The sequence below is a fragment of the Exiguobacterium acetylicum DSM 20416 genome (assembly GCF_000702605.1).
Classification (GTDB): domain Bacteria; phylum Bacillota; class Bacilli; order Exiguobacteriales; family Exiguobacteriaceae; genus Exiguobacterium_A; species Exiguobacterium_A acetylicum.
In genome coordinates, this window is the sequence record NZ_JNIR01000001.1 from 2537278 (window position 1) to 2559958 (window position 22681).

The 22681-nt window shown below is 47.1% G+C and carries 23 protein-coding genes; 14 read left to right on the plus strand and 9 right to left on the minus strand.

Annotated features, from left to right (window positions below; genetic code table 11):
• The first annotated feature begins 13 nt into the window (after nt 1-13).
• A complete protein-coding gene (locus tag P401_RS0113425; RefSeq protein WP_029342890.1) occupies nt 14-796 on the plus strand; it encodes an alpha/beta hydrolase in 783 nt (260 codons plus the stop codon).
• 60 nt (nt 797-856) lie between these two features.
• Here the strand turns inward: P401_RS0113425 and trhO are convergent, their stop codons facing one another.
• Nucleotides 857-1771 (minus strand): oxygen-dependent tRNA uridine(34) hydroxylase TrhO, encoded by a 915-nt coding sequence (gene trhO, locus P401_RS0113430; protein ID WP_023469680.1) that lies wholly within the window; start codon nt 1769-1771, stop codon nt 857-859.
• A gap of 238 nt (nt 1772-2009) precedes the next feature.
• Between trhO and P401_RS0113435 the strand changes: the two genes are divergently transcribed.
• The 4 genes from P401_RS0113435 (at nt 2010) to P401_RS0113455 (ending at nt 5775) form a co-directional block, all read left to right on the plus strand.
• Nucleotides 2010-2657 carry a TVP38/TMEM64 family protein gene (locus tag P401_RS0113435; protein WP_029342892.1) on the plus strand — a complete coding sequence of 216 codons (648 nt, stop codon included), beginning with the start codon at nt 2010-2012 and terminating at the stop codon, nt 2655-2657.
• Nucleotides 2658-2922: 265 nt separating this feature from the next.
• The gene (locus P401_RS0113440) at nt 2923-3249 is read left to right on the plus strand and encodes a DUF485 domain-containing protein (RefSeq protein WP_023469682.1); all 327 of its coding nucleotides are present in this window, start codon (nt 2923-2925) and stop codon (nt 3247-3249) included.
• The gene (locus tag P401_RS0113445; protein WP_029342893.1) at nt 3246-4802 is read left to right on the plus strand and encodes a solute symporter family protein; all 1557 of its coding nucleotides are present in this window, start codon (nt 3246-3248) and stop codon (nt 4800-4802) included. Before P401_RS0113440 ends, P401_RS0113445 begins: the two co-directional genes overlap by 4 nt.
• Before the next feature lie 115 nt (nt 4803-4917).
• On the plus strand, nt 4918-5775 hold the full coding sequence (locus P401_RS0113455; RefSeq protein WP_029342894.1) for a sulfite exporter TauE/SafE family protein: 858 nt from the start codon (nt 4918-4920) through the stop codon (nt 5773-5775).
• Between the two features lie 56 nt (nt 5776-5831).
• Here P401_RS0113455 and P401_RS0113460 read toward each other — a convergent pair whose 3' ends face one another.
• Nucleotides 5832-7208 carry an alanine/glycine:cation symporter family protein gene (locus tag P401_RS0113460; protein WP_029342895.1) on the minus strand — a complete coding sequence of 459 codons (1377 nt, stop codon included), beginning with the start codon at nt 7206-7208 and terminating at the stop codon, nt 5832-5834.
• A 144-nt stretch (nt 7209-7352) separates the two neighbouring features.
• Here P401_RS0113460 and P401_RS0113470 point away from each other — a divergent pair, with 144 nt between their 5' ends.
• The 3 genes from P401_RS0113470 (at nt 7353) to P401_RS0113480 (ending at nt 10890) form a co-directional block, all read left to right on the plus strand.
• Nucleotides 7353-8570: a PucR family transcriptional regulator gene (locus tag P401_RS0113470; protein ID WP_029342896.1), complete on the plus strand. Its 1218-nt coding sequence runs from the start codon at nt 7353-7355 to the stop codon at nt 8568-8570.
• A gap of 121 nt (nt 8571-8691) precedes the next feature.
• Entirely contained in the window at nt 8692-9816 is a 1125-nt protein-coding gene (ald, locus tag P401_RS0113475; RefSeq protein ID WP_029342897.1) for an alanine dehydrogenase, read from the plus strand.
• Between the two features lie 141 nt (nt 9817-9957).
• Complete coding sequence (locus tag P401_RS0113480; protein WP_051656314.1) at nt 9958-10890, plus strand: tetratricopeptide repeat protein; 933 nt, start codon at nt 9958-9960, stop codon at nt 10888-10890.
• Here P401_RS0113480 and P401_RS0113485 read toward each other — a convergent pair.
• Nucleotides 10822-11469: a diacylglycerol/polyprenol kinase family protein gene (locus P401_RS0113485; RefSeq protein ID WP_029342899.1), complete on the minus strand. Its 648-nt coding sequence runs from the start codon at nt 11467-11469 to the stop codon at nt 10822-10824. The genes P401_RS0113480 and P401_RS0113485 overlap by 69 nt on opposite strands.
• Nucleotides 11470-11588: 119 nt before the next feature.
• On the opposite strand from P401_RS0113485, the gene P401_RS0113490 reads away from it, so the two are divergent.
• The gene (locus tag P401_RS0113490; RefSeq protein ID WP_023469690.1) at nt 11589-12212 is read left to right on the plus strand and encodes a DUF1836 domain-containing protein; all 624 of its coding nucleotides are present in this window, start codon (nt 11589-11591) and stop codon (nt 12210-12212) included.
• A 45-nt stretch (nt 12213-12257) separates the two neighbouring features.
• Here P401_RS0113490 and P401_RS0113495 read toward each other — a convergent pair whose 3' ends face one another.
• A complete protein-coding gene (locus P401_RS0113495; protein ID WP_023469691.1) occupies nt 12258-12734 on the minus strand; it encodes a hypothetical protein in 477 nt (158 codons plus the stop codon).
• A gap of 171 nt (nt 12735-12905) precedes the next feature.
• Nucleotides 12906-13292, minus strand: coding sequence for a restriction endonuclease (locus P401_RS0113500; protein WP_230088865.1), 387 nt, complete (start codon nt 13290-13292; stop codon nt 12906-12908).
• A gap of 313 nt (nt 13293-13605) precedes the next feature.
• Between P401_RS0113500 and P401_RS0113505 the strand changes: the two genes are divergently transcribed.
• Together P401_RS0113505 and P401_RS0113510 are read left to right on the plus strand one after the other, a co-directional pair.
• Entirely contained in the window at nt 13606-15741 is a 2136-nt protein-coding gene (locus P401_RS0113505) for a PAS domain-containing sensor histidine kinase (RefSeq protein WP_029342900.1), read from the plus strand.
• A complete protein-coding gene (locus P401_RS0113510; RefSeq protein WP_029342901.1) occupies nt 15741-16805 on the plus strand; it encodes an SDR family oxidoreductase in 1065 nt (354 codons plus the stop codon). The genes P401_RS0113505 and P401_RS0113510 overlap by 1 nt, the downstream gene beginning before the upstream one ends.
• 52 nt (nt 16806-16857) lie before the next feature.
• Here P401_RS0113510 and P401_RS0113515 read toward each other — a convergent pair whose 3' ends face one another.
• Nucleotides 16858-18249, minus strand: coding sequence for a TrkH family potassium uptake protein (locus tag P401_RS0113515; RefSeq protein ID WP_034786146.1), 1392 nt, complete (start codon nt 18247-18249; stop codon nt 16858-16860).
• 160 nt (nt 18250-18409) lie between these two features.
• Between P401_RS0113515 and P401_RS0113520 the strand changes: the two genes are divergently transcribed.
• The 3 genes from P401_RS0113520 (at nt 18410) to motB (ending at nt 20275) form a co-directional block, all read left to right on the plus strand.
• Nucleotides 18410-18649: a hypothetical protein gene (locus P401_RS0113520; protein WP_023469697.1), complete on the plus strand. Its 240-nt coding sequence runs from the start codon at nt 18410-18412 to the stop codon at nt 18647-18649.
• A gap of 98 nt (nt 18650-18747) precedes the next feature.
• Nucleotides 18748-19533, plus strand: coding sequence for a flagellar motor stator protein MotA (gene motA, locus P401_RS0113525; protein WP_029342903.1), 786 nt, complete (start codon nt 18748-18750; stop codon nt 19531-19533).
• Nucleotides 19508-20275 (plus strand): flagellar motor protein MotB, encoded by a 768-nt coding sequence (gene motB / locus P401_RS0113530; RefSeq protein ID WP_029342904.1) that lies wholly within the window; start codon nt 19508-19510, stop codon nt 20273-20275. Before motA ends, motB begins: the two co-directional genes overlap by 26 nt.
• A 42-nt stretch (nt 20276-20317) precedes the next feature.
• Here the strand turns inward: motB and P401_RS0113535 are convergent, their stop codons facing one another.
• The 3 genes from P401_RS0113535 to P401_RS0113545 are packed head-to-tail and all read right to left on the minus strand — an operon-like array spanning nt 20318 to nt 22656.
• A complete protein-coding gene (locus tag P401_RS0113535; protein WP_029342905.1) occupies nt 20318-20851 on the minus strand; it encodes a DUF420 domain-containing protein in 534 nt (177 codons plus the stop codon).
• Between the two features lie 3 nt (nt 20852-20854).
• Entirely contained in the window at nt 20855-22282 is a 1428-nt protein-coding gene (locus P401_RS0113540; RefSeq protein WP_029342906.1) for a dihydrolipoyl dehydrogenase family protein, read from the minus strand.
• The gene (locus P401_RS0113545; protein WP_029342907.1) at nt 22279-22656 is read right to left on the minus strand and encodes a DUF1499 domain-containing protein; all 378 of its coding nucleotides are present in this window, start codon (nt 22654-22656) and stop codon (nt 22279-22281) included. The genes P401_RS0113540 and P401_RS0113545 overlap by 4 nt, the downstream gene beginning before the upstream one ends.
• Nucleotides 22657-22681: the final 25 nt, after the last annotated feature.

The window sequence follows — 22681 nt, forward strand, 5'->3', positions numbered from 1 at the left end:
GGTCGTGACTCTATTGTCGATTACAGAAATTGAAATGACGCTACCGACATCACAAGCCCACCGGACGATTCGGATTCATCGTCCGCCCCATTTAGATCCGAACGAAGCCTTACCGGTGATTTATATGCACGATGGACAAAATGTTTTTAGTGGAGAAACCGCCTCGTTCGGAAAAGGCTGGGAGATTCATCTTGCACTACAACAGACACAAATTCCGGCAATGGTCGTTGCGATTGACAGTCCAGAAGACGGCATGGATCGTTACGATGACTACGCCCCCTGGAGTGACGAAGCTTTACTGATGCGGACTGCCTATCCCTCGCACCGGACGTCAATCGGGGGAAACGGTAAGGTCTACATGGACTGGATTATCCGCGAGTTAAAACCATATATTGACGCCAACTACGCGACACGTCCTGATGATACGACGATGATCGGTAGTTCGATGGGTGGTGTCATCTCGCTCTATGGTTTATTCGCATATCCGGAAGTCATCACGCGTGTCGCTGCTTTGTCGACTGCCGGATGGGCAAACTTTTCCTCACTCCTTGAATTCATCGAGCGTAGTCCGTCTCTATCTGCCGCTCATCGCTGTTATATGGATGTTGGTACTAATGAAGTGAGCGGTCCGATGACCGAGACAGATTATTTACACACGAATGATGTCTTAGCACGAGCGGTCGAACAGAAACTTACTCAAAGTCGCTATACGATCATCCCGGAAGCGATTCATCATGAAACCGCCTGGGCGAAACGTTTACCGGATATTTTGCGTTACTTATTTCCTTCCTCTTGAGTACACAAAAAGAGTCGGGTGATTTCTTTAAGTAGAAATCATCCGACTTTTAGTCTTGTCTTATACTAGTTCTTCTTGTTGCTCTTTTTCATAACGGTTGCGCGGATGCTCCCGGCATTCATCGGAACACGAACGCATGACTTTCGGTTCGCATTCTTCACAGCAGAAGTGCTGTCGATTACATTCCGGGTTTGCACAATTAACATAGCGCGTCTCCGGTTTTCCGCAGTAGTAACATTCTGAGACGACAGACGGATTGACGGCATTGACAGGAACTTGTACACGCTCATCAAAGACGTATAGTTCGCCTTCCCAGTCTTCTCCTTGTGTCTGTTCATCTTTTCCGTACATGACGACTCCGCCTTTCAGGTGGAAGATATCGTCACTCTGTTGCCGTTTACGGAAGTACGCCGTGAATTTCTCACAACGAACGCCACCCGTACAATATGTGAGAACCTTTTTCCCTTCAAACAAATGCTCGTTCTCGTCGAGCCATTCCGGGAATTCCCGTGAAGCATCGACATCGACTTTTACGGCATTCTTGAAGTGTCCGAGGTCATATTCGTAGTTGTTTCGTACATCGAGAATGACGACGTCATCTTGTTTCATCATTTCTTTCCACTCTGCTGGTTCAAGATACGCAGCATGTTCTTCTGGTACATTGAATTCGTCCTCAAAACGCCATGTGACGAGTTCTTTTTTGTAACGGACGAACGTTTTTTTGAAGGCGTGCTCTTCGACTTCATCGATTTTGAATTCGATGTCAGCGAATCGTGGATCCGCCGTCAAGTCCTTCATGTATTGTTCCGTTTGTTCGACCGTTCCAGAGAGTGTGCCGTTGATACCTTCTGGTGCGATCAAGATTCGTCCTTTAATACCGAGCTCTTTACAGTAAGCAAGATGCTCTTTCGTTAGCTGTTCCGCATTTTCGATCGGAACATACTTATAAAATAATAGTACGCGATAAGGTTTCATATTCCTCATTAGCCCCCATGTCAGTTTTTTGCAGTAAAACGAACGTTGGCAAACGAAGCGTCTAGCTATTGACTAGCTGGGAACGCCTGCAAAACGTACCCATTTAAGTATAATACCAACTCCCTTTCGAATGTACAATCCACAATTCCTGAATCCCTTTCAAGGAATTTCATTCCCTTTCTGAATCAGAAAGAGGTAAAATAAAACACAGTAGTACATCTTGCAAGGAGGATTCCGAATGCTCCATACACTTCGTGACTGGATCGAGCAGATGATTTTCTTTCTCCAAGACTTACCTGGAGGAGCTGCCACCGGTTTGATTGCCCCGTTTCTTGAGTCTCTATTTCCTTTCCTGCCACTCGTCCTGATCATTTCCGCGAATGCGGCAACCTATGGTTTTGGTATGGGTGTTCTCGTATCATGGGTCGGGAGCATGCTTGGATCACTCGTCGTCTTCGCTTGTATTCGATATCTATTTCGTCGCCCGGTCACACGTTGGCTTGAAAAACACCATGCCGCGCAACAGTGGATCGAACGTGTTCGTCACATGAGTCCCATCTCACTCGGATTCTTTTTCTCGCTTCCGTTCATGCCTGCGTTCATCATCACGTCCATTTCCGCCATGATTCAGCTATCGCTACGGACGTATTTGATTGCTGCTGGTGCCGGTCGTTTGATTGTCGTCATCATCTTCTCACTGATCGGAAAGGAATGGTCGACGTTCCTTGAACGTCCGATGCGTCTCGTTCTTCTATTTTTGATTTTACTCGCCATTTGGGGAGTCAGTCGCGGAACGGAAGAGTGGTTAAAGCGTCGCGCCCTTTCAAAACGCGCGGATCATTTACGGGAAATCGAAGACAAAATCGAACGTCCAACTGAAAAATGACTCAAGCCTGTCTATGATTTCATAGACAGGCTTTTTTGAGTTAATTTCGTTTTTTGTCGTACTAGGTCTTTTGAATCATTTTCCAGCGCAATTAATATATAAAAATAACGTTCAAACAATGTTCAATATTGCAAACGCTTACATTAAATTGGTATGACCAATATTAATATAATAATGCGCATTTCTTCTTAAAAATTAGGATAGCTTTTCCAGAAACGACATCCTTATAATGAATTTACATTCATTCTTTAAAGGAGGCGTCCTCATGCATCAAGTGTCCGAAGTTCAAAAAAATGAAGCGACTCAATCCGCTCCAGCAATCGTCGAGAGCGCTACCTTTCAACAATTGATGCGTCAAAAGAATGGCTTCATTCTTCCAGCCATCAGTTTCTGTCTTATTTTTTATTTTACGCTTCCGATTTTAACAAGCTACTTCACGATTTTAAATCAGCCGGTGTTCGGTGATATTACGGGTGCTTGGATCTTCGCTTTTGCTCAGTTCATCATGACGTGGACGTTCTGTATGATGTATAGCAAAAAAGCACGTGCCTTTGATCGACTCGTCGAACAAATCAAGGAGGAGTCGAAATGAATTATACTGCCGTTGCTTTATTTGCTGCGATCGTCGGTTTGACGCTCGTCATTACATACTTTGCTGCTCGTAAAACAAAAACTGCTAACGACTTTTATACAGCGGACGGTGGACTCACTGGTGCACAAAATGGGATGGCGATTGCCGGCGACTATATGTCTGCTGCCTCGTTCCTCGGAATTGCTGGGATGATTGCTTTAGCCGGATTCGACGGATTCTTCTACTCGATCGGCTTCCTCGTTGCCTATCTGGTTGTCTTGTACCTCGTTGCCGAACCACTTCGGAACCTTGGGAAATACACGATGGCGGATATGATTGCCGCTCGGTTCAATGCTTCAAAAGTTCGCGGAGTCGCCGCCATGAACTCAATCGCGATCTCGATTTTCTATATGATTGCACAACTCGTCGGTGCGGGTGCCTTGATTGAACTGTTGTTAGGAATTCCTTACACGACGAGTGTCATCATCGTCGGTATCTTGATGACAGTCTATGTTGTCTTCGGTGGTATGACAGCGACCTCATGGGTTCAAATCATCAAAGCGATCCTCTTGATGGCAGGAACAGCTGTCATCTCATTCATGGTCTTCGCAAAGTTTGATTTCTCGATCTTCAAGATGTTCTCAGAAGTCAAACAAGCGACACCGCTCGGTGATTCATTCTTGAATCCCGGAAACAAGTTCAAGTTACCACTCGATACGATCTCATTAAATCTCGCACTCGTTCTCGGAACGGCTGGATTACCACATATCTTGATTCGTTTCTTTACTGTTAAGGATGCCCCGACAGCTCGTAAATCTGTCGTTTATGCGACATGGATCATCGGTGCCTTTTACATCTTGACGATCTTCCTCGGCTTTGGTGCCGCTGCTTTCGTTGGTTCTGAAGATATCATTGCTGCCAATGCTGCTGGTAACATGGCGGCACCACTTCTCGCCCAAGCACTTGGTGGCGATTTACTCTTTGCGTTCGTTGCCGCGGTCGCCTTTGCGACGATCCTCGCTGTTGTTGCGGGACTCGTCTTATCCGCAGCATCTGCCTTTGCCCATGATTTCTATAGTCATATTTTACGTAAAGGACAAGCGACGGAAAAAGAACAGATGACAGCAGCACGACTCGCTTCTATCGCCGTCGCCATGATTTCGATGGTACTCGCATTATTCGCACAAACGATGAACGTCGCGTTCCTTGTTTCGCTTGCCTTTGCTGTCGCAGCAAGTGCCAACTTGCCAGTTATTCTCTTGACGATCTTCTGGCGCCGTTTCAATACTGGCGGGGCAGTCACAGGTATGGTCGTCGGGTTATTCTCATCACTGATTCTCGTCGCACTCAGTCCAAATCTTTGGGCAGTCGACGGTTCAGCCTTGTTCGTCGGGGAAGCCCTCTTCCCGTTGACGAATCCAGGAATCGTCTCCATCCCACTTGGTTTCCTCGGAGCCATCGTCGGGACATTGTTGACGAAATCGAACGAAGTTGCCGGTAACTTCGAACGAATCATAGTTAAGGCCAATACCGGTATCGATGCAGCCACGGAAGTCGCCGCGTCAAAAGAATAAGTTCCCCTTAACGGCTCCTTCAACCCCCTTGAAGGAGCCGTCCCCTTTTACATTCTTCTCATTCATTGCCATACTAAGTGGATAATAGAGAAGAAAAGGGAAAGGAAGACTGTACATGGATCTCGCTTTTTATTATTTCTTAATCCTCGGATTTTTCATTGGAATCATCTCCGGCTTTTTCGGAATCGGTGGCGGTATCATTTTAACGCCGCTACTGCTCATTTTAGGATATGCCCCAAGTGTTGCGATCGCGACCAGCCTCATGCTAACACTTGGTTCAACCGTTTCAGGTACAATCTCTCACTTACGCCTTAAAAATGTCGTCTGGCGCGATAGTCTCGTCGTCGGTGGCGTCGGAATCATCGGTTCGACGATCGCGACACCACTCGTCCTTCGTTTAGAGGAAGTTAACGGTGCCCATCTCGTGATCTCGATCGTTTATATCGGACTCTTACTCTACTTCGCGAATAAGTTCTTACGTCCAAAATCGACGACCGGTGAACAGACGGGTTGGAAAAATCGATATCTCGCCCTTGCTTTCACTGGTCTGTTCGCTGGATTCATCTCTTCGCTCCTCGGTGTCAGCGGTGGATTCATCATCACACCGTTACTCGTCGGGATCGTTGGCTATGAGTTGAAACGTGCGGTCGGAACGAGTATTGCTTCCGCGTTACTGATTGTCCTATCGGGACTCGTCAACTATACGGTCGCGAGTACGAATATCGATATTCTCGTTGGGATCATGCTGATTGTCGGCGCCTTGCTCGGAGCACCGATTGGCGCGAAGCAGTTGACGCATTTCGAAAGTCCGTTCGTCAAAAAGTACCTCGGGATTTTCTATTTGACGGTTGCGGTCAGTGTCCTCCTCGAAGTCATCGGCTGGAACGTCGCTTCACTCTCCGTTCTCGTTGCGCTTAGTTTGATTTTCTTACTGACACTCCTCATCTACAGTCGTCGTCGAACGAATGGGTGAATCGTCTCATCAGAAAAGCGGTGATGCCCCCTATCAGGCATCACCGCTTTTTTCCGTTAAGCCACTCGTTTGTGACCGGCTCGTTCATAGTCTCTCGTTTGTTCAATGACTAAGTGTGACAAGAACAACATTCCGATCAAGTTCGGAATCATCATCAGTCCATTCGCAATATCTGCGACGAGCCACAGAGGTTCTAATTGCGCGACTGCACCATAACAGGCTGCGAGCGCAAAGAACACGCGGTATCCTTCGTTGAAGCGTGTCGTACCGCTCAAGTACTCCAAGCATTTCTCTCCATAGACATACCAACCAATGATCGTTGAATAACCGAAGAAGAAGACGGAGAAAGCGACCGTCCATTCTCCAAATGATCCAAGGACACTCGCAAAGGCGGTTGCCGTAAGCGCGGCTCCGGAAAGATTCGCATCGTGTGTCATGCCTGAATGTAGTCCGCCTGACGGATCCCAAAAACCTGTCGTCAGAAGGACGAGTGCCGTCATCGTACAGACGATCAAGGTTACGATGAAAGTACTCGTCATCGAAATCAATCCCTGTTCGACTGGACGCTCACTTTTTGCAGATCCAGCAATCAAGGCTGCCGTCCCAAGTCCTGCTTCGTTCGTGAAAATGCCTCGTGCTACACCGACTTGCATCGCCATCATGATCGATACACCGGTGAAGGCTCCCGCTGGCGCAAGCGGCTGGAAGGCATACTCAAAGATTAAACCAAAGGCTGGTAGAATCTGATCTGCCTTCAATACTAAAAGGACACAAGCGGCACCGATATAAAGTAAGCTCATGATCGGAACGAAGATCGTCGAAATCGCACTGACGCGTTCAAGTCCACCACGAATCGATACATAGACCGCAATTGCAAGCAGAATGCCGAACACTAGCAGCGGCACGTGGAACGATTGCTCGAGTACCGTTGCCATCGCATTCGCTTGCACCGTGTTCCCAACACCAAACGATGCGATCAAACCAAATACCGCAAACAAGATGGCGAGTAGTTTAAATTTAGGTCCTAATCCCTTCTCGATATAATACATTGGTCCACTGACAGCTTCGCCGCGTTCGTTTCGACTTCTGAAGAGAATGGCAAGAAGGCTTTCTGCATATTTCGTCGCCATTCCGATTAAACCGATGACCCACATCCAAAAGACTGCGCCCGGTCCGCCCATCGTCAAGGCGACTGCAATCCCTGCGATGTTACCGTTTCCGATCGTCGCCGCAAGGGACGTCATCAACATTTGAAAGCTGCTGATTTCTCCTTCACCCTGTCCTGACTTTTGAACAGACAATTGAAACGCTTGTTTTAGACGCCGAAACTGAAGACCGCGTAAGCGGATCGTAAAGTACACTCCTGTTCCTACCAACAACATCATACTCGGAATCCCCCAGACCCAAGCCGATATCAGACGTAATACTTCCATGCCATTTCATCCTCTCTCTCTTTTCCGAGGCTTACCGTAGCATGTAGTTGTGTTTTCTTACAATACAAAAGAATACTTTTTGTGATTTTACACAATAGAAGATATACTAAAACTATCGATTGAAAGAGAAAGAAGGGAAATTCCATGTTAGAAGCTTCATATCATTCCTTAGACGACTTAGCGGAAGCGATCGGTATTGCCTTGAATGCTCCGATTACGATTGAAGATCGCAATCACCGCCTTCTTGCGTACAGTACGCATACGGCTGATACAGACCCTGCCCGTGTCGCGACGATCATCGGTCGTCGGGTACCGGAATCGGTCATCGACCAACTCTGGAAAGATGAAGTCATCCAGAGCCTTGCTACACAGGATGATCCACTCATCATTTCTGCACGCACCGGTGTCGGACTGAATGACCGTGTCGCCATTGCGATCAAACAAGATTCAGAAATTCTCGGCTATATCTGGTCGATTGCGCGAAGCACTCCGTTTACTCCTTCGGAACTAGCCGATTTAAAGAAAGGGGCTCTACTTGCTCAACGTCAGTTGCTGGCAATCGACATGCAGAAAAAACGGAAGGAAGAGCAGACGGAACAGTTCTTCTTCGAGTTATTACATGAAGAACTATCCGAGTCGGAAATCCTGAAGATGTTCTCTAAACTACATGTCGCACCACCTGGCATCAGTCGCTTGACGGTCATCCGTTTTTCGGAGGCGATCACACCACGTCTCGCCGATCGTCTGCGCTATTTATTGACGATTCAGCAGACGGTTCGTCCATTACTTTACGCATATGACGAGACGGATTTCATCTTGTGGATCAGCACAAACGATCGCGATGCGGAACAAGAACGCCTACAGTTCGACGCCTTCATCCAGTCGTTCCGTCAATTGCTCGCGGAGCGATTCGATTATACGGATTTCGTCGCGGCAAGTAGTGAAGTCTTCACCGGCGTCCAAGCGATTCCCGAACGCTATGAAGAAGCGGGCATCGTCTTGCGTTTAAAAGATGCCTTTCCATTTGAGCTGAAGAACGTGACCCGTTACGAACGCCTCGGCTTATTCCAGCTCTTACCGATTTTCTCGGAACGTCTGCGACGACGAACGGTTCGCTTGGAAGAAATCGAACGGCTGCGTGCTTACGATGTGAAGCATGCTTCCTCTTTATGTGAGACGCTAGAATGGTTCCTTCATTATGATGGGAACGTCAAGCAAGTCGCCTCCCATCTCCATGTCCATCCGAATACAATCCTCTATCGGATGCGACGGATCGAGGAGGAAGCGGGCATTCGAATGGAATCTTTACCCGAACGCTCCTTACTTTATTTGTACCTAAAAGCAGACCGATATCCTTTGTGATTTTACACAAAGGATATCGGTTATTTTTGAAAACGCCGATAAAGTAGAACGCTTTCATTTCTCGTATACTGAAGAAGAAGAGAAATTGATTTGTTTATTTGCGAAAGGGGATCGCGTTCACATGATCATTGGAGTATTAAAGGAAATCAAAAACAACGAAAACCGTGTTGCATTAACACCTGCCGGGGTAGCAGCGTTACATGCACAAGGACATCGTGTCATCATTGAATCAATGGCAGGTATGGGGAGTGGCTTCACGAACGAAGAGTACGTCAAAGCCGGTGCTGAAATCATCGCGACTGCTGCTGAAGTCTGGGCAACAGCCGAACTCGCTTTAAAAGTTAAAGAGCCGATCGCTTCAGAGTACCAATACTTCCGTCCGGATCTGACATTGTTCACGTATCTTCACTTAGCGGCTGAGCCAGAATTGACACGTGCACTTGTGGATTCGAACATCACAGCAATCGCTTATGAAACGGTTGAAAAGAACCGCACACTTCCATTGTTAACACCAATGAGTGAAGTCGCAGGACGTATGGCATCCCAAATCGGTGCACAGTTCTTGGAAAAACCACACGGTGGTATGGGCATCTTGCTTGCTGGTGTTCCTGGGGTTCGCCGTGGAAAAGTAACAGTCATCGGCGGCGGTGTCGTCGGAACGAATGCCGCGAAACTCGCTGTCGGTCTCGGTGCAGATGTCACGATCATCGATGTTAGTCCAGAACGCCTTCGCCAGTTGGATGATATCTTCGGTAACTCGATCAACACGTTGATCTCAAATCCGTACACGATTGCTGAAGCTGTCGCTGAGAGTGATCTCGTCATCGGTGCTGTCTTGATTCCAGGTGCAAAAGCACCGAAACTCGTTACTGCCGACATGGTCAAACGCATGAAGCCGGGCGCTGTCATCGTTGACGTTGCCATCGACCAAGGTGGTATCTTCGAAACGGTCGACCGTATCTCAACGCATGATGACCCAACATATGAAAAATTCGGTGTCGTTCATTACGCAGTCGCGAACATGCCGGGTGCCGTTCCACGTACGTCTACACTTGCATTGACGAACGCAACGCTCCCGTATGTCCTTGAACTCGCGAACAAAGGCACACACCGTGCGCTTGCTGAAAACGATGCTCTTGAAAAAGGATTGAATGTCGCACAAGGATTCGTCACGTACGAAGCGGTCGCACGCGATCTCGGATACACGTACAAATCCGTTGAAGATGTGCTTCACCTACACGCATGATCTTGAAAGTACAAATAGTCGATGATTCCTTTTCGAGGAACCATCGACTATTTTTTATTACTTCTTGAGGCACCACTCGGCTTGTCATATGATGAGAAACGAAGACTTATGATTTTGAACTAGTAGAGGGGATCTCATTATATGACACAAACCATAACCGCCCATTCTCATGAACTCCAGAGCCACGTCGCTGAAGTAGCGTTACTCGAAGCACTATCATCCGATACAGAAGAGAGCGTACGTATTGCCGCAACCGAGCGCTTACGTGTTCTTGTCCCATCTCATCCATTGCTCAACATTGCTACAGCCCATTCCCTTTATTTCAAGAACGAACACACTCAAGCGCGCCGGCTGATCGAAGAGACACATCAGCAACTCGGCGAACATGTGCAAGGATACATACTCCTCGGTATCATCAGTGAAGAGGAAGGGTATATGCACGAAGCAGAACAGTTTTTCCTTTCGGCCATCGCACGGTTCCCTGAAGAGCCGGCAGGACATCGTTTTCTTGCCGTCCATTACAATCATCGTCAATTTTATGGGGAATCAGCCGTTCATGCGTTTACATATTTAAAGAAGGTTGGCGCATCTGGAATCGATACACTGATGGCCATTGATTCCATCCAACAACTGGACGGTCATTCGATCGACATGTTGGAAGCACTCTATGCGTTAATCATCGGCGTACCTCATCTCGACAAAACCGCCGTCTTTCATGCGACAGCTTCTGTCAATCAAAGCATTCAATATGAGATGCTGCATGCTACATTGCGCGAAGACAGCGACGAGACCCTCTACGCCAAGCTCGACGAATGCCTTTCTAACATGCTCGAGCACGGCTTGTACGCAGCTGTTTACGACGATTCCGAAGAAAAGATCTATCGCCATGTTTTTCGGGACATGTGTCGGGATATGACCATTCGTCATGCAGGTTGGCGCGCGTACCCAGACTATATTCGACTACGTTTTCTCTATTTCAAACAATTGTTACTACGCGACTGGACGTTAAAAAGCAAACGCAACGAGTGCCGCGATCGTCCAAGGCAAGATCAAATTGTCGAGATCGCGATATGAGATGGCTTCGATCAAGGCTGCGATGTTCGCAAGCAAGAAGCCATAACTGACAGCGAGCCAAACCGGTTGTCCATAAAATAAGAACGTCACGGTCAAAACGAGGAATGACGCCAAAAACAGGGCGATACTTCCTTCAAAGGATCGTTTCGTCTCACCACGGACGTAAAACGTCTTCCCATAGCGTTTTCCGACGAGAGCAGCGAGACCGTCGCCCCAAGCAAGCACCATGCTTCCCGCAACGAGCGCCATCGGCTGTCGTTCGAAGAAGAACAGGACGAGTCCCGCTAGAGCGAGTGGGTAATAGACCGTTCCGTAAGAAGGACGATCGACGTCGTGCATCTGACCGATTCCTTTTCGTAGTGTCAGTAGATTAACGAGTGCAAAGAATAATAACGGTACAATCGCAACGTACCAGTGATCCAGCCATAGTAGCGCAAGAAACACCCAGTGACCAACTGCAATATGAATCCATTTCCGAACCGTCTCGGGAGAAAAGCCGAAACGGCGTCCAATGATTTCCAGGATGACGAGAACTAGCCCGACGATTCCAATCGTGCCAAGAGCAGCTATCCATTCCATCGTCATTCCCCCTTTCTTTCCTATTATTTATTGTACGTTGTTTCAGTTGCCATTTGCCCTATTGAACCTTCATTTGATAACATAAGGTCAAATGACGTCCTAGAGAGGAAGTTTTGGAAATGTATGATGCTCAAGCAGTACAAACATTATCAAGTTGTCTGCAACGCTTGAACGAAGGAAAAGGAATCGAACCCCTCGTCGCAACGGAAGGCACAGAATTGCCGAAGGTCATCAATCGCTTGAAGCAATTCGATCCATTAAAAAATGGTCTATCCATCAATGAAATCGTTCATTTGGCAAATGCCCTGATCGGCGAACATATGTCAGCGACGACGATTCAGAACTGGACGAAACGTGAAGTCCGGGACATCATCGGCGTACCGCATCGCGGAAAGAAGTACTCGATCAATCAGGCTTCGATCATCTATCTGCTAGATGATTTAAAACACCTTTTCTCGTTAGAAGAAACACGGGAACTGCTGACAATCGTCTTCAAGAATCCGAATATCGATGAGGATGATTTAATCAGTCCGCTTAATTTTTATCTCGTCTACACGCAACACGCGGAGACAAGTGGTCCAATCGAATTGACGGAGAAGCGTCTCAGACGCTCGCTCGAGCGTATTAACGCTTACCGCCCTGAAACTGTCCACGTCCTGCAACTGTGTCTCTATGCCCGTCGTGTATCGCATTTGACGCACGAAGCGAAACAACGTCTCCATCATGTTCTGCAAACGACATGATGAAAAAAAGATGCCATCCATGTCATGGAAGGCATCTTTTTTTATTTAGACGGCTGTCAGTGATTTATAGTGGACGTTGTTCGTCAGACTTTTCAAGACAGAGAGTAGTTCGTACATCGAGAGTTTGTCTGCATCCTTGACGAGACGGTACTCATCACCGTCTTGCAACAATTCCGCAACGACTTCTCCAGCTGCACTCCGTACGGAGAATTTTCCTTTTGTCAGGTCGAAGGAAATCGTGAACGTACCACGCTCATACACGTTGTACTCACATTTCTTCGAGAAGAGCGAAAACTTCTCACGCATTTGACCTACCTCTTGTCCATCATGGTTCATCACGACCCATTTCTTACACGTCGGAATGAACTTACCAAACGCTACCCCTCTACCTTCACCATTCATTACTTGAACACGACCATTCTCGTCGTGTTGAACCGCACCGATCATTTGGTGCGCTTCATCATAAATCGCGGCATGACCTTGCGAAAAAACGCAACCCTGCACATAGACAACTTTGCGCAACAGAAATTCTCCTCTCACTGCTAAAACGTGCTGGTTTTTCGTCCCCAGTTTATTTAGACATCCTGTATAGTTTAACTTTCTTTATCTGTATGATATTTCGTTAACGAAAATGATTATTGCACCGTTTCTCCAAATTGACAACCCCCTTTTGTCGACAATCATTCGACATGTTCAATGCAGGTTCATCTCCTTTGCAAATGCGAGCAATTCTTCCCGATCAATGAGGCGAACCTGATTTGGTTCCGCTAGCTGATACGCGGCTTCCGTAAAGGTCGAATTCGTAACGACCCATCCCTCATCCATCCCGTAAAATGGAACCGAGGCAGCGACCTGTTGAACCGCTTCGAGCCCTACAGCCGCACTATATCGCTTTGCCTGGATGGCAATCTTATACCCTCGTTCATCCTCTATCAACAAATCTGCTCCGAAGTCGCGTGAAGCAGGTGTCAACTCGACCCGATATCCAGCTGTTTCAAATAAATCGGCAAGCCATTCTTCAAATTCTCGTCCTTCCATTCGATCGAGTCGTTTTTCAAGCGACGGCGTTAAAATGGACAAAAGAAGAAAAAGGATACACCCTACTATACTGATGATTAAGATTAAAGGTTCCCAAGAACTCGAAAAAAAATAAGTTCCGAAAATTCCTATCATTGCAAACAAAGCTGCTAGTAACAATCGTTTTCGTTTCAATCGTTTCATCGTGCTTTTCCCCTCTACTGTATCGTGACCTTTTTTTCACTATACTAAAATTCTTCGTCGGTTGCTTCCTTCAACAGGAAATACGACTCGTCTTGCAGAAGTAAACTGAAGTAAACTAACGAGGAAAGACCGTCTTAAAATCCATGGTCGAAGACCAGTCAGGAGGTAGCTCATGGCAGAACATTCATCCCCTTCATCGCTACGAATCATTCACGCGACGATACGTGCTATGAAAGACCCCGTTCTTCTAGTCGATGCAAACGGAAAGATTCAATTTCATAATGATGCTTTTCAACACCAGTTCATGAACGCCCCGAATATCGAAACCGTTCAGGAACTGTTTCCCATCACGGATGATTTCTTTCCATTACAGAAGGAAGCCGTCATTGCAACGACACATCAATTAACAGTCACAGCGATTGAAGCGACGGACTATTTTCTTGTCCATGTCGCTCCCCTGAAAATCGAAGACTTATTCAATTCAACACTAGATACTGCTCTATTCATCACCGACTCGGAGTTTCGGATTCAAACTTGTAACGAAGTGGCAAGCACCTTATTCCGTTTCGAGCATGCCGAAGACATCATTGGTCTCCAAACGACGATTCTACATGATGCGAAGGAAATCGCTACCCGCCGTCAACATCTCGAACAATTGAACTTAAAAGACTTATCGGACGCGCAACTGTTTTTACTGCATGGACGGGAAGCCGAAAATGAATGGACCTATCATCGTTTGGATGGCTCAACGTTCCATGGACGCCTTTATATGACACGGTTGCCAAACGATACGTACTTCCTGCTCATTCAGGACATCACACCGCAAAAACAAATCGAATGGCATCTGACGAAAAGCGAACGCCGCTTCCGACTCTTCTCGGAATCCGTCGTTGAAGCCGTCATCTTTCATGACCACGGCATCATCATCGATGCCAATCGCGCAGCAGAAGTCATTTTCCGGACGAAACTCGAGAAAATGAAAGGCAAGACGACGCTTGAATTGATTCATCCGGATCATCACGCGCGTGTCTTACAACGCATCGAGGAGCATCGAGAAGAACCATACGAAGTCCTCGGTCAACGTGCCGACGGAACTTCTGTCGAAATCGAAGTGTTTCCGCGTGAAATCATCTACAACAACATCCGGATGCGTGTCGCCGTCGTTCGTGATATTACAGAACGAAAAAAGATTGAAAAAATGCTTGAACGCGAAAAAAATGCCATCATGCGTCAGCGTGATATCACACAATCGATTCTTCAGGCATCCAATGAAGGTTTCCTACTGACAGAAGAGGATGGGAGTTTCATCTTCATGAACGTCAAAGCACGCAAATTACTCGATGTCCCAGGCATTGCACCAAGTAAGATTCAAGAACGAATCAGTCTGATTCCGAATCTCGATTTGAACACTCGATTCGAGATGCTCCGACAAGTAGAAGAATTACTCGCCGGAAAACATTCTGAACTATCGTTTCGTTTCACGTTACAGCGACCAAATGAGTCCAGCCCACTTTATTTCGAATTTTATGCGACTGCGATCAAAAAGGAGAAGAGCCGCATTTCTCGTCATGGCTTCCTATTTGTTTTCCGTGATCGGACAGAGGAAGCGAAGATGGATCAAGTAAAGGACGAACTCGTCAGTACAGTATCGCATGAGTTGCGCACGCCGCTGTCCTCCATTCTTGGCTATATGGAATTACTACGATATAAAAAACAATCGGCTGATCGAATCGAACGGTATGTTGAGATCGTCCACGAAGAGACGAAACGATTAACGACGCTATTAAATGAGTTTTTAGACATTCAACGTCTAGAAGGTGGAAAACAGGAGTATACCTTCACGTCGTTCTCGTTACGCGATCTTCTCGCATCAACCGTCGATGCCTATGGCGAAACCGTCGAGACGCATCGGATTGATCTAGAACTACCAGAGGATCCTGTTCTGATTTTTGCGGACGAGCACAAAATCAAGCAGGTGATCTTGAACTTGCTTTCGAACGCCATTAAGTATTCTCCACAGGCGGATCATATTCGAGTCATTCTTTCAGCCAATCCGGAACAAGCAACGTTCTCTGTGACAGATCACGGACTCGGTATTCCACAAAATGCTTTTGAAAAGCTCTTTACGAAATTTTACCGGGTTGATAACTCAGACATCCGGAAAATCGGCGGAACCGGACTCGGACTTGCCATCTGTAAGGAAATCATCGAATCGCACGGAGGTGCGATTTCCGTTGAATCAGAAATCAATGATGGTTCGACTTTCACCGTTGTACTCGAACGTGATCCAAGAAAGGAATGGAATTGATGCGGACCTACTTTATGACGGGTTTCCCCGGTTTTTTAGCGACCAAACTGATCGAACAACTGGCACGTGTTCCGGACCAAATCGCTTGTTTTCATTTGCTTCATTTACCGCCAGAGCGAAACGCAGCTGTTAAGCGACGCCAGGATCTTCTAGAACGTACATCCTTACGATCGGAGCAACTTGTATTGCACGAAGGCGATATCACGGTCGAACAGCTTGCTTTATCATCAGAGGCGCGGATGATGTTGCAACAAGACGTCACACACATCTTTCATCTCGCGGCGCTATATGATTTAGCAACAGCATATGAACCCGCCTTTCGAATCAATGTGATCGGTACCGCGAACGTGACACAGTTTGCTCATACGTGTCGGACCTTAGAGCGCTACATTTACTTCAGTACAGCGTATGTCTCGGGTCTTCGTTCCGGAATGGTTCTAGAAGATGAGTTACAAGCAAGTGCCTTTAAAAATGCTTATGAAGAAACGAAATATTTAGCAGAGGTACGTTTCCGTAAAGAAATCGGAACGATTCCCTATACAATCATCCGTCCTGGGATCGTCGTCGGTCATTCCGAAACGGGCGAAACACCGAAGTGGGATGGGGTGTATTTTGTTCTGAACGCGATGCGTCTCCTGCAATCCTTCGCCCCTCTTCCGTACCCAGGTCGAGCAAACGCACTCGTCAATCTCGTGCCCTATGATTACGTCATTGAAGCGACCGCTTATCTCAGTCATGCACCGGTCGGAAGAAATAAGACCTATCATCTGACGGATCCATTCCCACATGGCGCACGCGCGATTTTTGAGATGTTACACGTCGCCTATTATGGACGTTATCCGCGCGGAATCGTTCCGTTTCGACTCGTTAGCACGGCATTGACTCCAGCTGTCGCGAAACGACTTCAGATGCAACGGCAGACACTTGACTACTTCATTCATCCCGTTCAATATGACACGACACATGCCTTACGTGACTTACGGGACACTGGTATTATTTGTCCAGACCTTGCAGAAACGATGCCTCGACTCGTCCAGTATTACCAAACACACGCAACACACTAAAAAAGTCCAATCGTTCTTCCACAAGGGAAGTCGATTGGACTTTTTAAATCGGTTACCCGATCAACATATTTTCTTTTGGATAACGAATCGTCCGGTCTCGTTGCGTCGCGAACGTGCACAGAATCGTCAAGGAGCCGACACGTCCGAGTAGCATCATGAACATGATCAAAAACTTACCAAAGCTATTGAGCTCAGCTGTTACGTTCAAAGAAAGACCAACTGTTCCAAATGCCGAAACGGTCTCAAAGAATAGACCAATAAAGGAAATATTCGGCTGGGTCAATGCCAGGAACGTCGTGATCAAAGCGATGAACAATAAACTGAAGACAGCAATCGCATATGCCTTTTGAATCGCTTGCGTCTGAACAGTCCGTCGCATCAGAACCGTTTCACGCTGTCCGCGTATATACGTCCAGACATTCTTCAAGATGACCGCTGCCGTCGTGACCTTGATCCCGGAACCTGTTGATGCGGAACCTGCCCCGATGTACATCAAAACCATCATCAAACCGATCGAGAGCGGCACCATCGTCGTTAAATCGATCGTCTGGAAACCAGCCGTTCGTGTCGTGACGACTTGAAAGAACACGATATGGAGCGCACTGAAGAACGATTCATCTTTTAATGAACCCAAGTTCGAAACCCACTCGTAGAGCATCATTGCTAAAACACCTAGTCCATTGATGACGAGTAGTGATAGCACCATCAATTTAGAATGGAGCGAAATTTTCTTGAAGTTTCGTTTACCAGCGATATCCGCGATGACCGTAAAACCAAGACCACCAATCATCAAGAGCGCTGCAATCGTCAGAATGAATGTCGTATCTTGTTGGAAACCGATTAGATTATCACCCCAAAGTGCGAATCCTGCATTGTTGAAGGCAGATACGGCGTGGAACAAACCGTAATAGAGTGCTTTTCCGAAGCTGTATTTGTATTGAATGAACAAATCAAGCGCAATCAAAAACATGCCGACGATCTCAACGAGGACCGTCGTGACGATGATATTACGAACGAGACGAATCGTTCCGCCCGGACTATCGAGATTAAACATCTCTTGGATAATGATCCGCTGACGAATCCCGATTTTTCGTCCCGTGACGCTGAGCAAGACGAGCGCGATCGTCATGAATCCAAGTCCACCGACCTGAATTAAGAGCATCATGATGATTTGACCGAGTAAATTATAGGATTCGGCAATATTAATCGGTGACAGTCCTGTGACGGTTCCTGCCGATGTCGCAACGAATAGGCAATCGATGAATGATACATCTTGCCCCTCTTGCTGCGAGATCGGAAGCCACAATAAAAAACCACCCAGTAAAATCGTCAATGTAAAGCCAGTTGCGATAAAACGTGCCGGTTTATCGAACAGCTGATGATACATCAATTCACCTAAACGCCCGAAGCGTGCGAGTCGTGAACGTCTTTTATGCGAGAACATCTTACTCCCCCTAGATTGTTTTCAGACAGAATTGTCTTTATCATACTCCCTCGAATTAAGAAGTTCTATCGAAATATGCAATCGACTAAACGTTTTCGTATTTTTTTGGTAAACTAGATAAAAGTGGACGTGTAATCATTAAAGGAGGTTGAGGGAAACAGTGGACCCTAAGACGGCTGATCATTCGATTGAGGATGTCTGGCGAAGGCTGGAACGACAATCACAATGGATGCCTGCGCAATTGTATTATCAATTCGAGGAACTCTTATCATTACATTTGGAGCAACCGATTCTAAATGAATTGTATCAAGTGTTAAAAAAATACGACGTACTGACCGATATAGAGCGTGACGAACGAAACGAAAGCATTCAAATGCTAATCGACGAAAACGGCGCTTGATTCTCGGTTTTTGGATTTCCGAGCAGAAGAAGTGTCTTCTGCTCTTTTATTTTTCGTTCCTATACGGATTACATACAGAAAGGTGGCACACATCAATCATGGATATCGTGTCGATCATCGGGATCATTCTTGGTCTCATCACACTAGTCGGAGGTATGATCTTAAAAGGTGCGCCTCCCGTCGCTTTACTTAACCCAGCAGCCCTCGTCATCATCTTCGTCGGGACAGCAGCTGCCATCATGATTTCCTTCCCGAAGGAACGATTGAAAGTCTTACCTGCCTTGTTTAAAGTCATCTTATTCGAACAAAAGCTGATGACAAAACAAGTGTTGCTCGGACAATTTTTGACACTCTCGACACAAGCACGTAAAGAAGGTCTGTTATCTCTCGAGTCAGCACTTGAAGAAGTCGATAATGCCTTCATGAAGCGTGGCGTCATGATGGTCATCGATGGACAACCATCCGAATATGTCGAGGACGTCATGACACGTGATCTCGAAAACATGACGGAACGCCATCATGCAAATGCGAACATTTTCACGCAAGCCGGTACTTACGCACCAACGCTCGGGGTTCTCGGTGCCGTTGTCGGTCTCGTTGCCGCCTTATCCGATTTATCGGATATCGAAAAATTAGGTCACGCCATTTCAGGTGCCTTCATCGCAACACTATTCGGGATTTTCACCGGATACGTCCTGTGGTTCCCGTTCGCAACGAAGCTGAAGCAAAAATCAGCGAACGAGATTCAATTATACGAGATGATGATTGAAGGGATTCTCTCGATTCAAAACGGTGAATCACCGAAAAACTTAGAGGATAAGCTACTTGTGTACTTGACACCGAAGGAGCGTGCGAACTATGAAGCGGAAAAAGAAGCCGCATGACGAACATATCTCCGAAGGCTGGTTAATTCCGTACGCCGACTTATTGACCTTACTTCTGGCACTCTTCATCGTACTTTTTGCTTCGAGTAATGTCGATGCCGTGAAGTTAAAAGCGATGTCCCAATCGTTTAGCTCTGTCTTCAACGGTGGCTCAGGAATGATCACGAACAGCTCACTTTCTACTCAAGAAGAAGAGGATTCGAAAAAACTCGATGCGCGGACGAAGGCACAAAGCTATGAAATCGCAGAACTCGAAAAAATCAAAGAAGAAGCCAATCAATACATTAAGAATGAAAAACTTGAAAAAGACATCAAGGTCGAAATCACGAATGAAGGACTCGTCTTTACAATTCGCGACCGCGCACTGTTCTCACCAGCTCAAGCAGAAGTAAGAGGACGCTCGCTTCAAATCGCAGAGGGGATGAGTGCACTACTCGTCAAAGCCGGGCAACGTCAGATTCAAGTGTCTGGACATACAGATAATATTCCAATCAACACAGCACAGTATCCGTCGAACTGGGAACTGAGTGCGGACCGGGCGATCAGTTTCATGCGTGCCTTACAACGGAATCCAAAGCTTGAACCAAAACGCTTCACCGTCAGCGGTTACGGTGAATTCCAACCAATCGCGTCCAATCAAACCGAAGCAGGTCGCAGTCAGAATCGACGCGTCGAAGTGTTGATTCGACCATTGATCGACTTAAAAGCGAATGTACTCGACGAAACAAAAGTCGAATCCTGAACGTAAAAAAGCTCCTTCGTGGTTGCCTCGAAGGAGCTTTTTTTAATAATACGGACGAATCATGATATAGACGATGACACCGGTCAAACTGACGTATAACCAAAGCGGCATCGTAAAGCGTGTCCACTTTTTATGCTTCTCGAAGTTTTGATTCACAGCGTGCGCGAGTGACATCAAGACAAGTGGAACGATGACTGCAGCTAGGATGATGTGCGTAATCAGGATAAAGAAATAGACAGGGCGAACGAAACCTTCGCCCCCGAATTTCGTCGATTCACTGACGGCGTGATACGTGACGTACGAAATTAAGAATAAAGTCGTCGTCATCATCGCACCACCAATGAAGCGACGATGATTCACCCGATTGCCACGACGAATGGAAATCCAAGCGCCGAGCAACAGCATGAAGGTAAAACTATTGAAGATGGCATTCAAAAAAGGAAGCAACGTCCAATCGAATCCTGAATCAACTTGTACTGGTGGCGCAAAGAATAAAAGGGCCACGAGCAAATTGATGACAAGCGTCAGCAGGATGACGAGCGGAACGAAATTCCGTTTAGTAGCAGGTTGTTGCATGAATCATTCTCCTTGTTTCCAGTCGAAATAACGTTTCAACCATTTTGGGATCGGACCAGCGAATAGACGTTCACGCCAGTAGACATCAGCAGCACGCTGAACAGCAGCACCACGGATCGGATATGGGTGGACGACACGCGACAATTGACCGACCTTATCTTTACGTGCCATCGCATAGACGACTTCTTGCATCCACTCACCCGCTTGTTCTCCGATTGCATGTGCTCCAATCAGTTTTCCACGCTTATCGGCGATGAGCTTGACGCGCCCTTCTGTCTGACCATTGATGACGAAACGATCGACTTCATCGAGACCGGTCTGATAGACCTTGATCTCCCCATGTTTCTTGCGTGCCTCGTCTTCCGTCAATCCGAGATGGAATAATTCAGGCGTCGTGAATGTGACCCATGGAACCGCCCGATAATCCGGCTTCGTCCGTAGACCGAATAAAGCATTCGTGACGACCGTTTTTCCTTCAAGCCCTGCGACATGCGTAAATGGAAGCGAGTTGATCGTATCTCCGACCGCAAAGATGTGTCGTTGACTTGTGCGAAGTGAACCATCGACCTGGACGAATCCTTTTTCGACGTGTACACCAGCTCGATCGAGACGTAGTGCTTCGATGCGTGGCTTACGACCGACCGCGACAAGCACGGCATCCGTTTCGATGACACGTGATTCGCCGTTCGCTTCGACCGTCACTTCGATGCCCCCCGCCGACTTGCGGACGTGCGTGACCTTCGTATCGAGATGTAATGTCAATTCTTGTTCGAGCTGACGTTGAATGACTTCGACCATGTCGCGATCTTCTTTTCCGAGTAACGTCTTCATACCCTCGATGACCGTGACTTCTGTTCCAAGATGCGCATACGCTTGCGATAACTCAAGACCAATCGCACCACCACCGATGACGAGCAGTCGCTCCGGACGCTCCGTCAATTCGAAAATCGTCTCGTTCGTTAAATAATCAATCGTATCGAGTCCGTCAATCGGTGGAATGATTGGTTGCGATCCCGTCGAGATCGCAAACTTCTCACCTACGACAAGCTGTCCCGCCACTTCCACTTCATGAGCACTGAGGAATGTCGCTTCTCCGATATAGACATCGACACCAAGGTCTTCGAACCGTTTCGTTCCATCGTGTGATTGAATGATGTTACGTGCCCGATCGACGCTTGCTTTCGTTTTAGAATAGACCGCGTCTCCGTTCAGCGTCACATTGTATTTTTCAGCCGTCCGCTTCATGACATGAACATCGTGCGCCGCTTCGATCAAAGCCTTTGAAGGAACACAACCGTAGTGAAGACAATCTCCACCTAGATGCGTATGGCGTTCGATCAGGGCGACGTGCGCGCCGAGACTTGCTGCACCGGCAGCAATCGTCATTCCGGCCGCACCACCACCGATAACAACTAATTGATAGGTCTTCATCGTGAGCCCTCCTCATAACGACGTGTGATGTCTTCCATTCGTTTACGGTTGACGCCCCAGTCGGAGTACCCGACACGTGATGCCGAACGGAAGTGAATCACCTGTGCGGCTTCATCGAAGTAAAATTCGACGTCATCCTTGAAGCGAAAGACTTTACTCGTGAAGATAGCGTGAATGTATGTTCCTTCTTCCTTGACGACTTTGACGCGGTCGAGGCTTTGAAGGATGCGTAAGAGTTGAAACTTCGAATCTGCAAGCGTTCCTTTGAACGGGAGCGGTCGCATTTTCATTTCCTGTAGATCGGTTTGAGTAGATACCGCGTTCGGTTTTCCGGAGAGCGGTTGAAGCGTACCATTTGAAACACCAAGTGCCATGACTGATTCCTCCGTTTCCTATCAT

What these genes read in the sequence shown, in the direction of transcription:
- P401_RS0113480 (WP_051656314.1), top strand. Translation starts at nt 9,958, where the DNA reads ATGACACAAACCATAACCGCCCATTCTCATGAACTCCAGAGCCACGTC.
- P401_RS0113490 (WP_023469690.1), top strand. Translation starts at nt 11,589, where the DNA reads ATGTATGATGCTCAAGCAGTACAAACATTATCAAGTTGTCTGCAACGC.
- motA (WP_029342903.1), top strand. Translation starts at nt 18,748, where the DNA reads ATGGATATCGTGTCGATCATCGGGATCATTCTTGGTCTCATCACACTA.
- P401_RS0113545 (WP_029342907.1), bottom strand. Translation starts at nt 22,656, where the DNA reads ATGGCACTTGGTGTTTCAAATGGTACGCTTCAACCGCTCTCCGGAAAA.
- ald (WP_029342897.1), top strand. Translation starts at nt 8,692, where the DNA reads ATGATCATTGGAGTATTAAAGGAAATCAAAAACAACGAAAACCGTGTT.
- P401_RS0113455 (WP_029342894.1), top strand. Translation starts at nt 4,918, where the DNA reads ATGGATCTCGCTTTTTATTATTTCTTAATCCTCGGATTTTTCATTGGA.
- motB (WP_029342904.1), top strand. Translation starts at nt 19,508, where the DNA reads ATGAAGCGGAAAAAGAAGCCGCATGACGAACATATCTCCGAAGGCTGG.
- P401_RS0113510 (WP_029342901.1), top strand. Translation starts at nt 15,741, where the DNA reads ATGCGGACCTACTTTATGACGGGTTTCCCCGGTTTTTTAGCGACCAAA.
- P401_RS0113505 (WP_029342900.1), top strand. Translation starts at nt 13,606, where the DNA reads ATGGCAGAACATTCATCCCCTTCATCGCTACGAATCATTCACGCGACG.
- P401_RS0113435 (WP_029342892.1), top strand. Translation starts at nt 2,010, where the DNA reads ATGCTCCATACACTTCGTGACTGGATCGAGCAGATGATTTTCTTTCTC.
- P401_RS0113470 (WP_029342896.1), top strand. Translation starts at nt 7,353, where the DNA reads ATGTTAGAAGCTTCATATCATTCCTTAGACGACTTAGCGGAAGCGATC.
- trhO (WP_023469680.1), bottom strand. Translation starts at nt 1,771, where the DNA reads ATGAAACCTTATCGCGTACTATTATTTTATAAGTATGTTCCGATCGAA.
- P401_RS0113540 (WP_029342906.1), bottom strand. Translation starts at nt 22,282, where the DNA reads ATGAAGACCTATCAATTAGTTGTTATCGGTGGTGGTGCGGCCGGAATG.
- P401_RS0113440 (WP_023469682.1), top strand. Translation starts at nt 2,923, where the DNA reads ATGCATCAAGTGTCCGAAGTTCAAAAAAATGAAGCGACTCAATCCGCT.
- P401_RS0113515 (WP_034786146.1), bottom strand. Translation starts at nt 18,249, where the DNA reads ATGTTCTCGCATAAAAGACGTTCACGACTCGCACGCTTCGGGCGTTTA.
- P401_RS0113460 (WP_029342895.1), bottom strand. Translation starts at nt 7,208, where the DNA reads ATGGAAGTATTACGTCTGATATCGGCTTGGGTCTGGGGGATTCCGAGT.
- P401_RS0113535 (WP_029342905.1), bottom strand. Translation starts at nt 20,851, where the DNA reads ATGCAACAACCTGCTACTAAACGGAATTTCGTTCCGCTCGTCATCCTG.
- P401_RS0113445 (WP_029342893.1), top strand. Translation starts at nt 3,246, where the DNA reads ATGAATTATACTGCCGTTGCTTTATTTGCTGCGATCGTCGGTTTGACG.
- P401_RS0113485 (WP_029342899.1), bottom strand. Translation starts at nt 11,469, where the DNA reads ATGGAATGGATAGCTGCTCTTGGCACGATTGGAATCGTCGGGCTAGTT.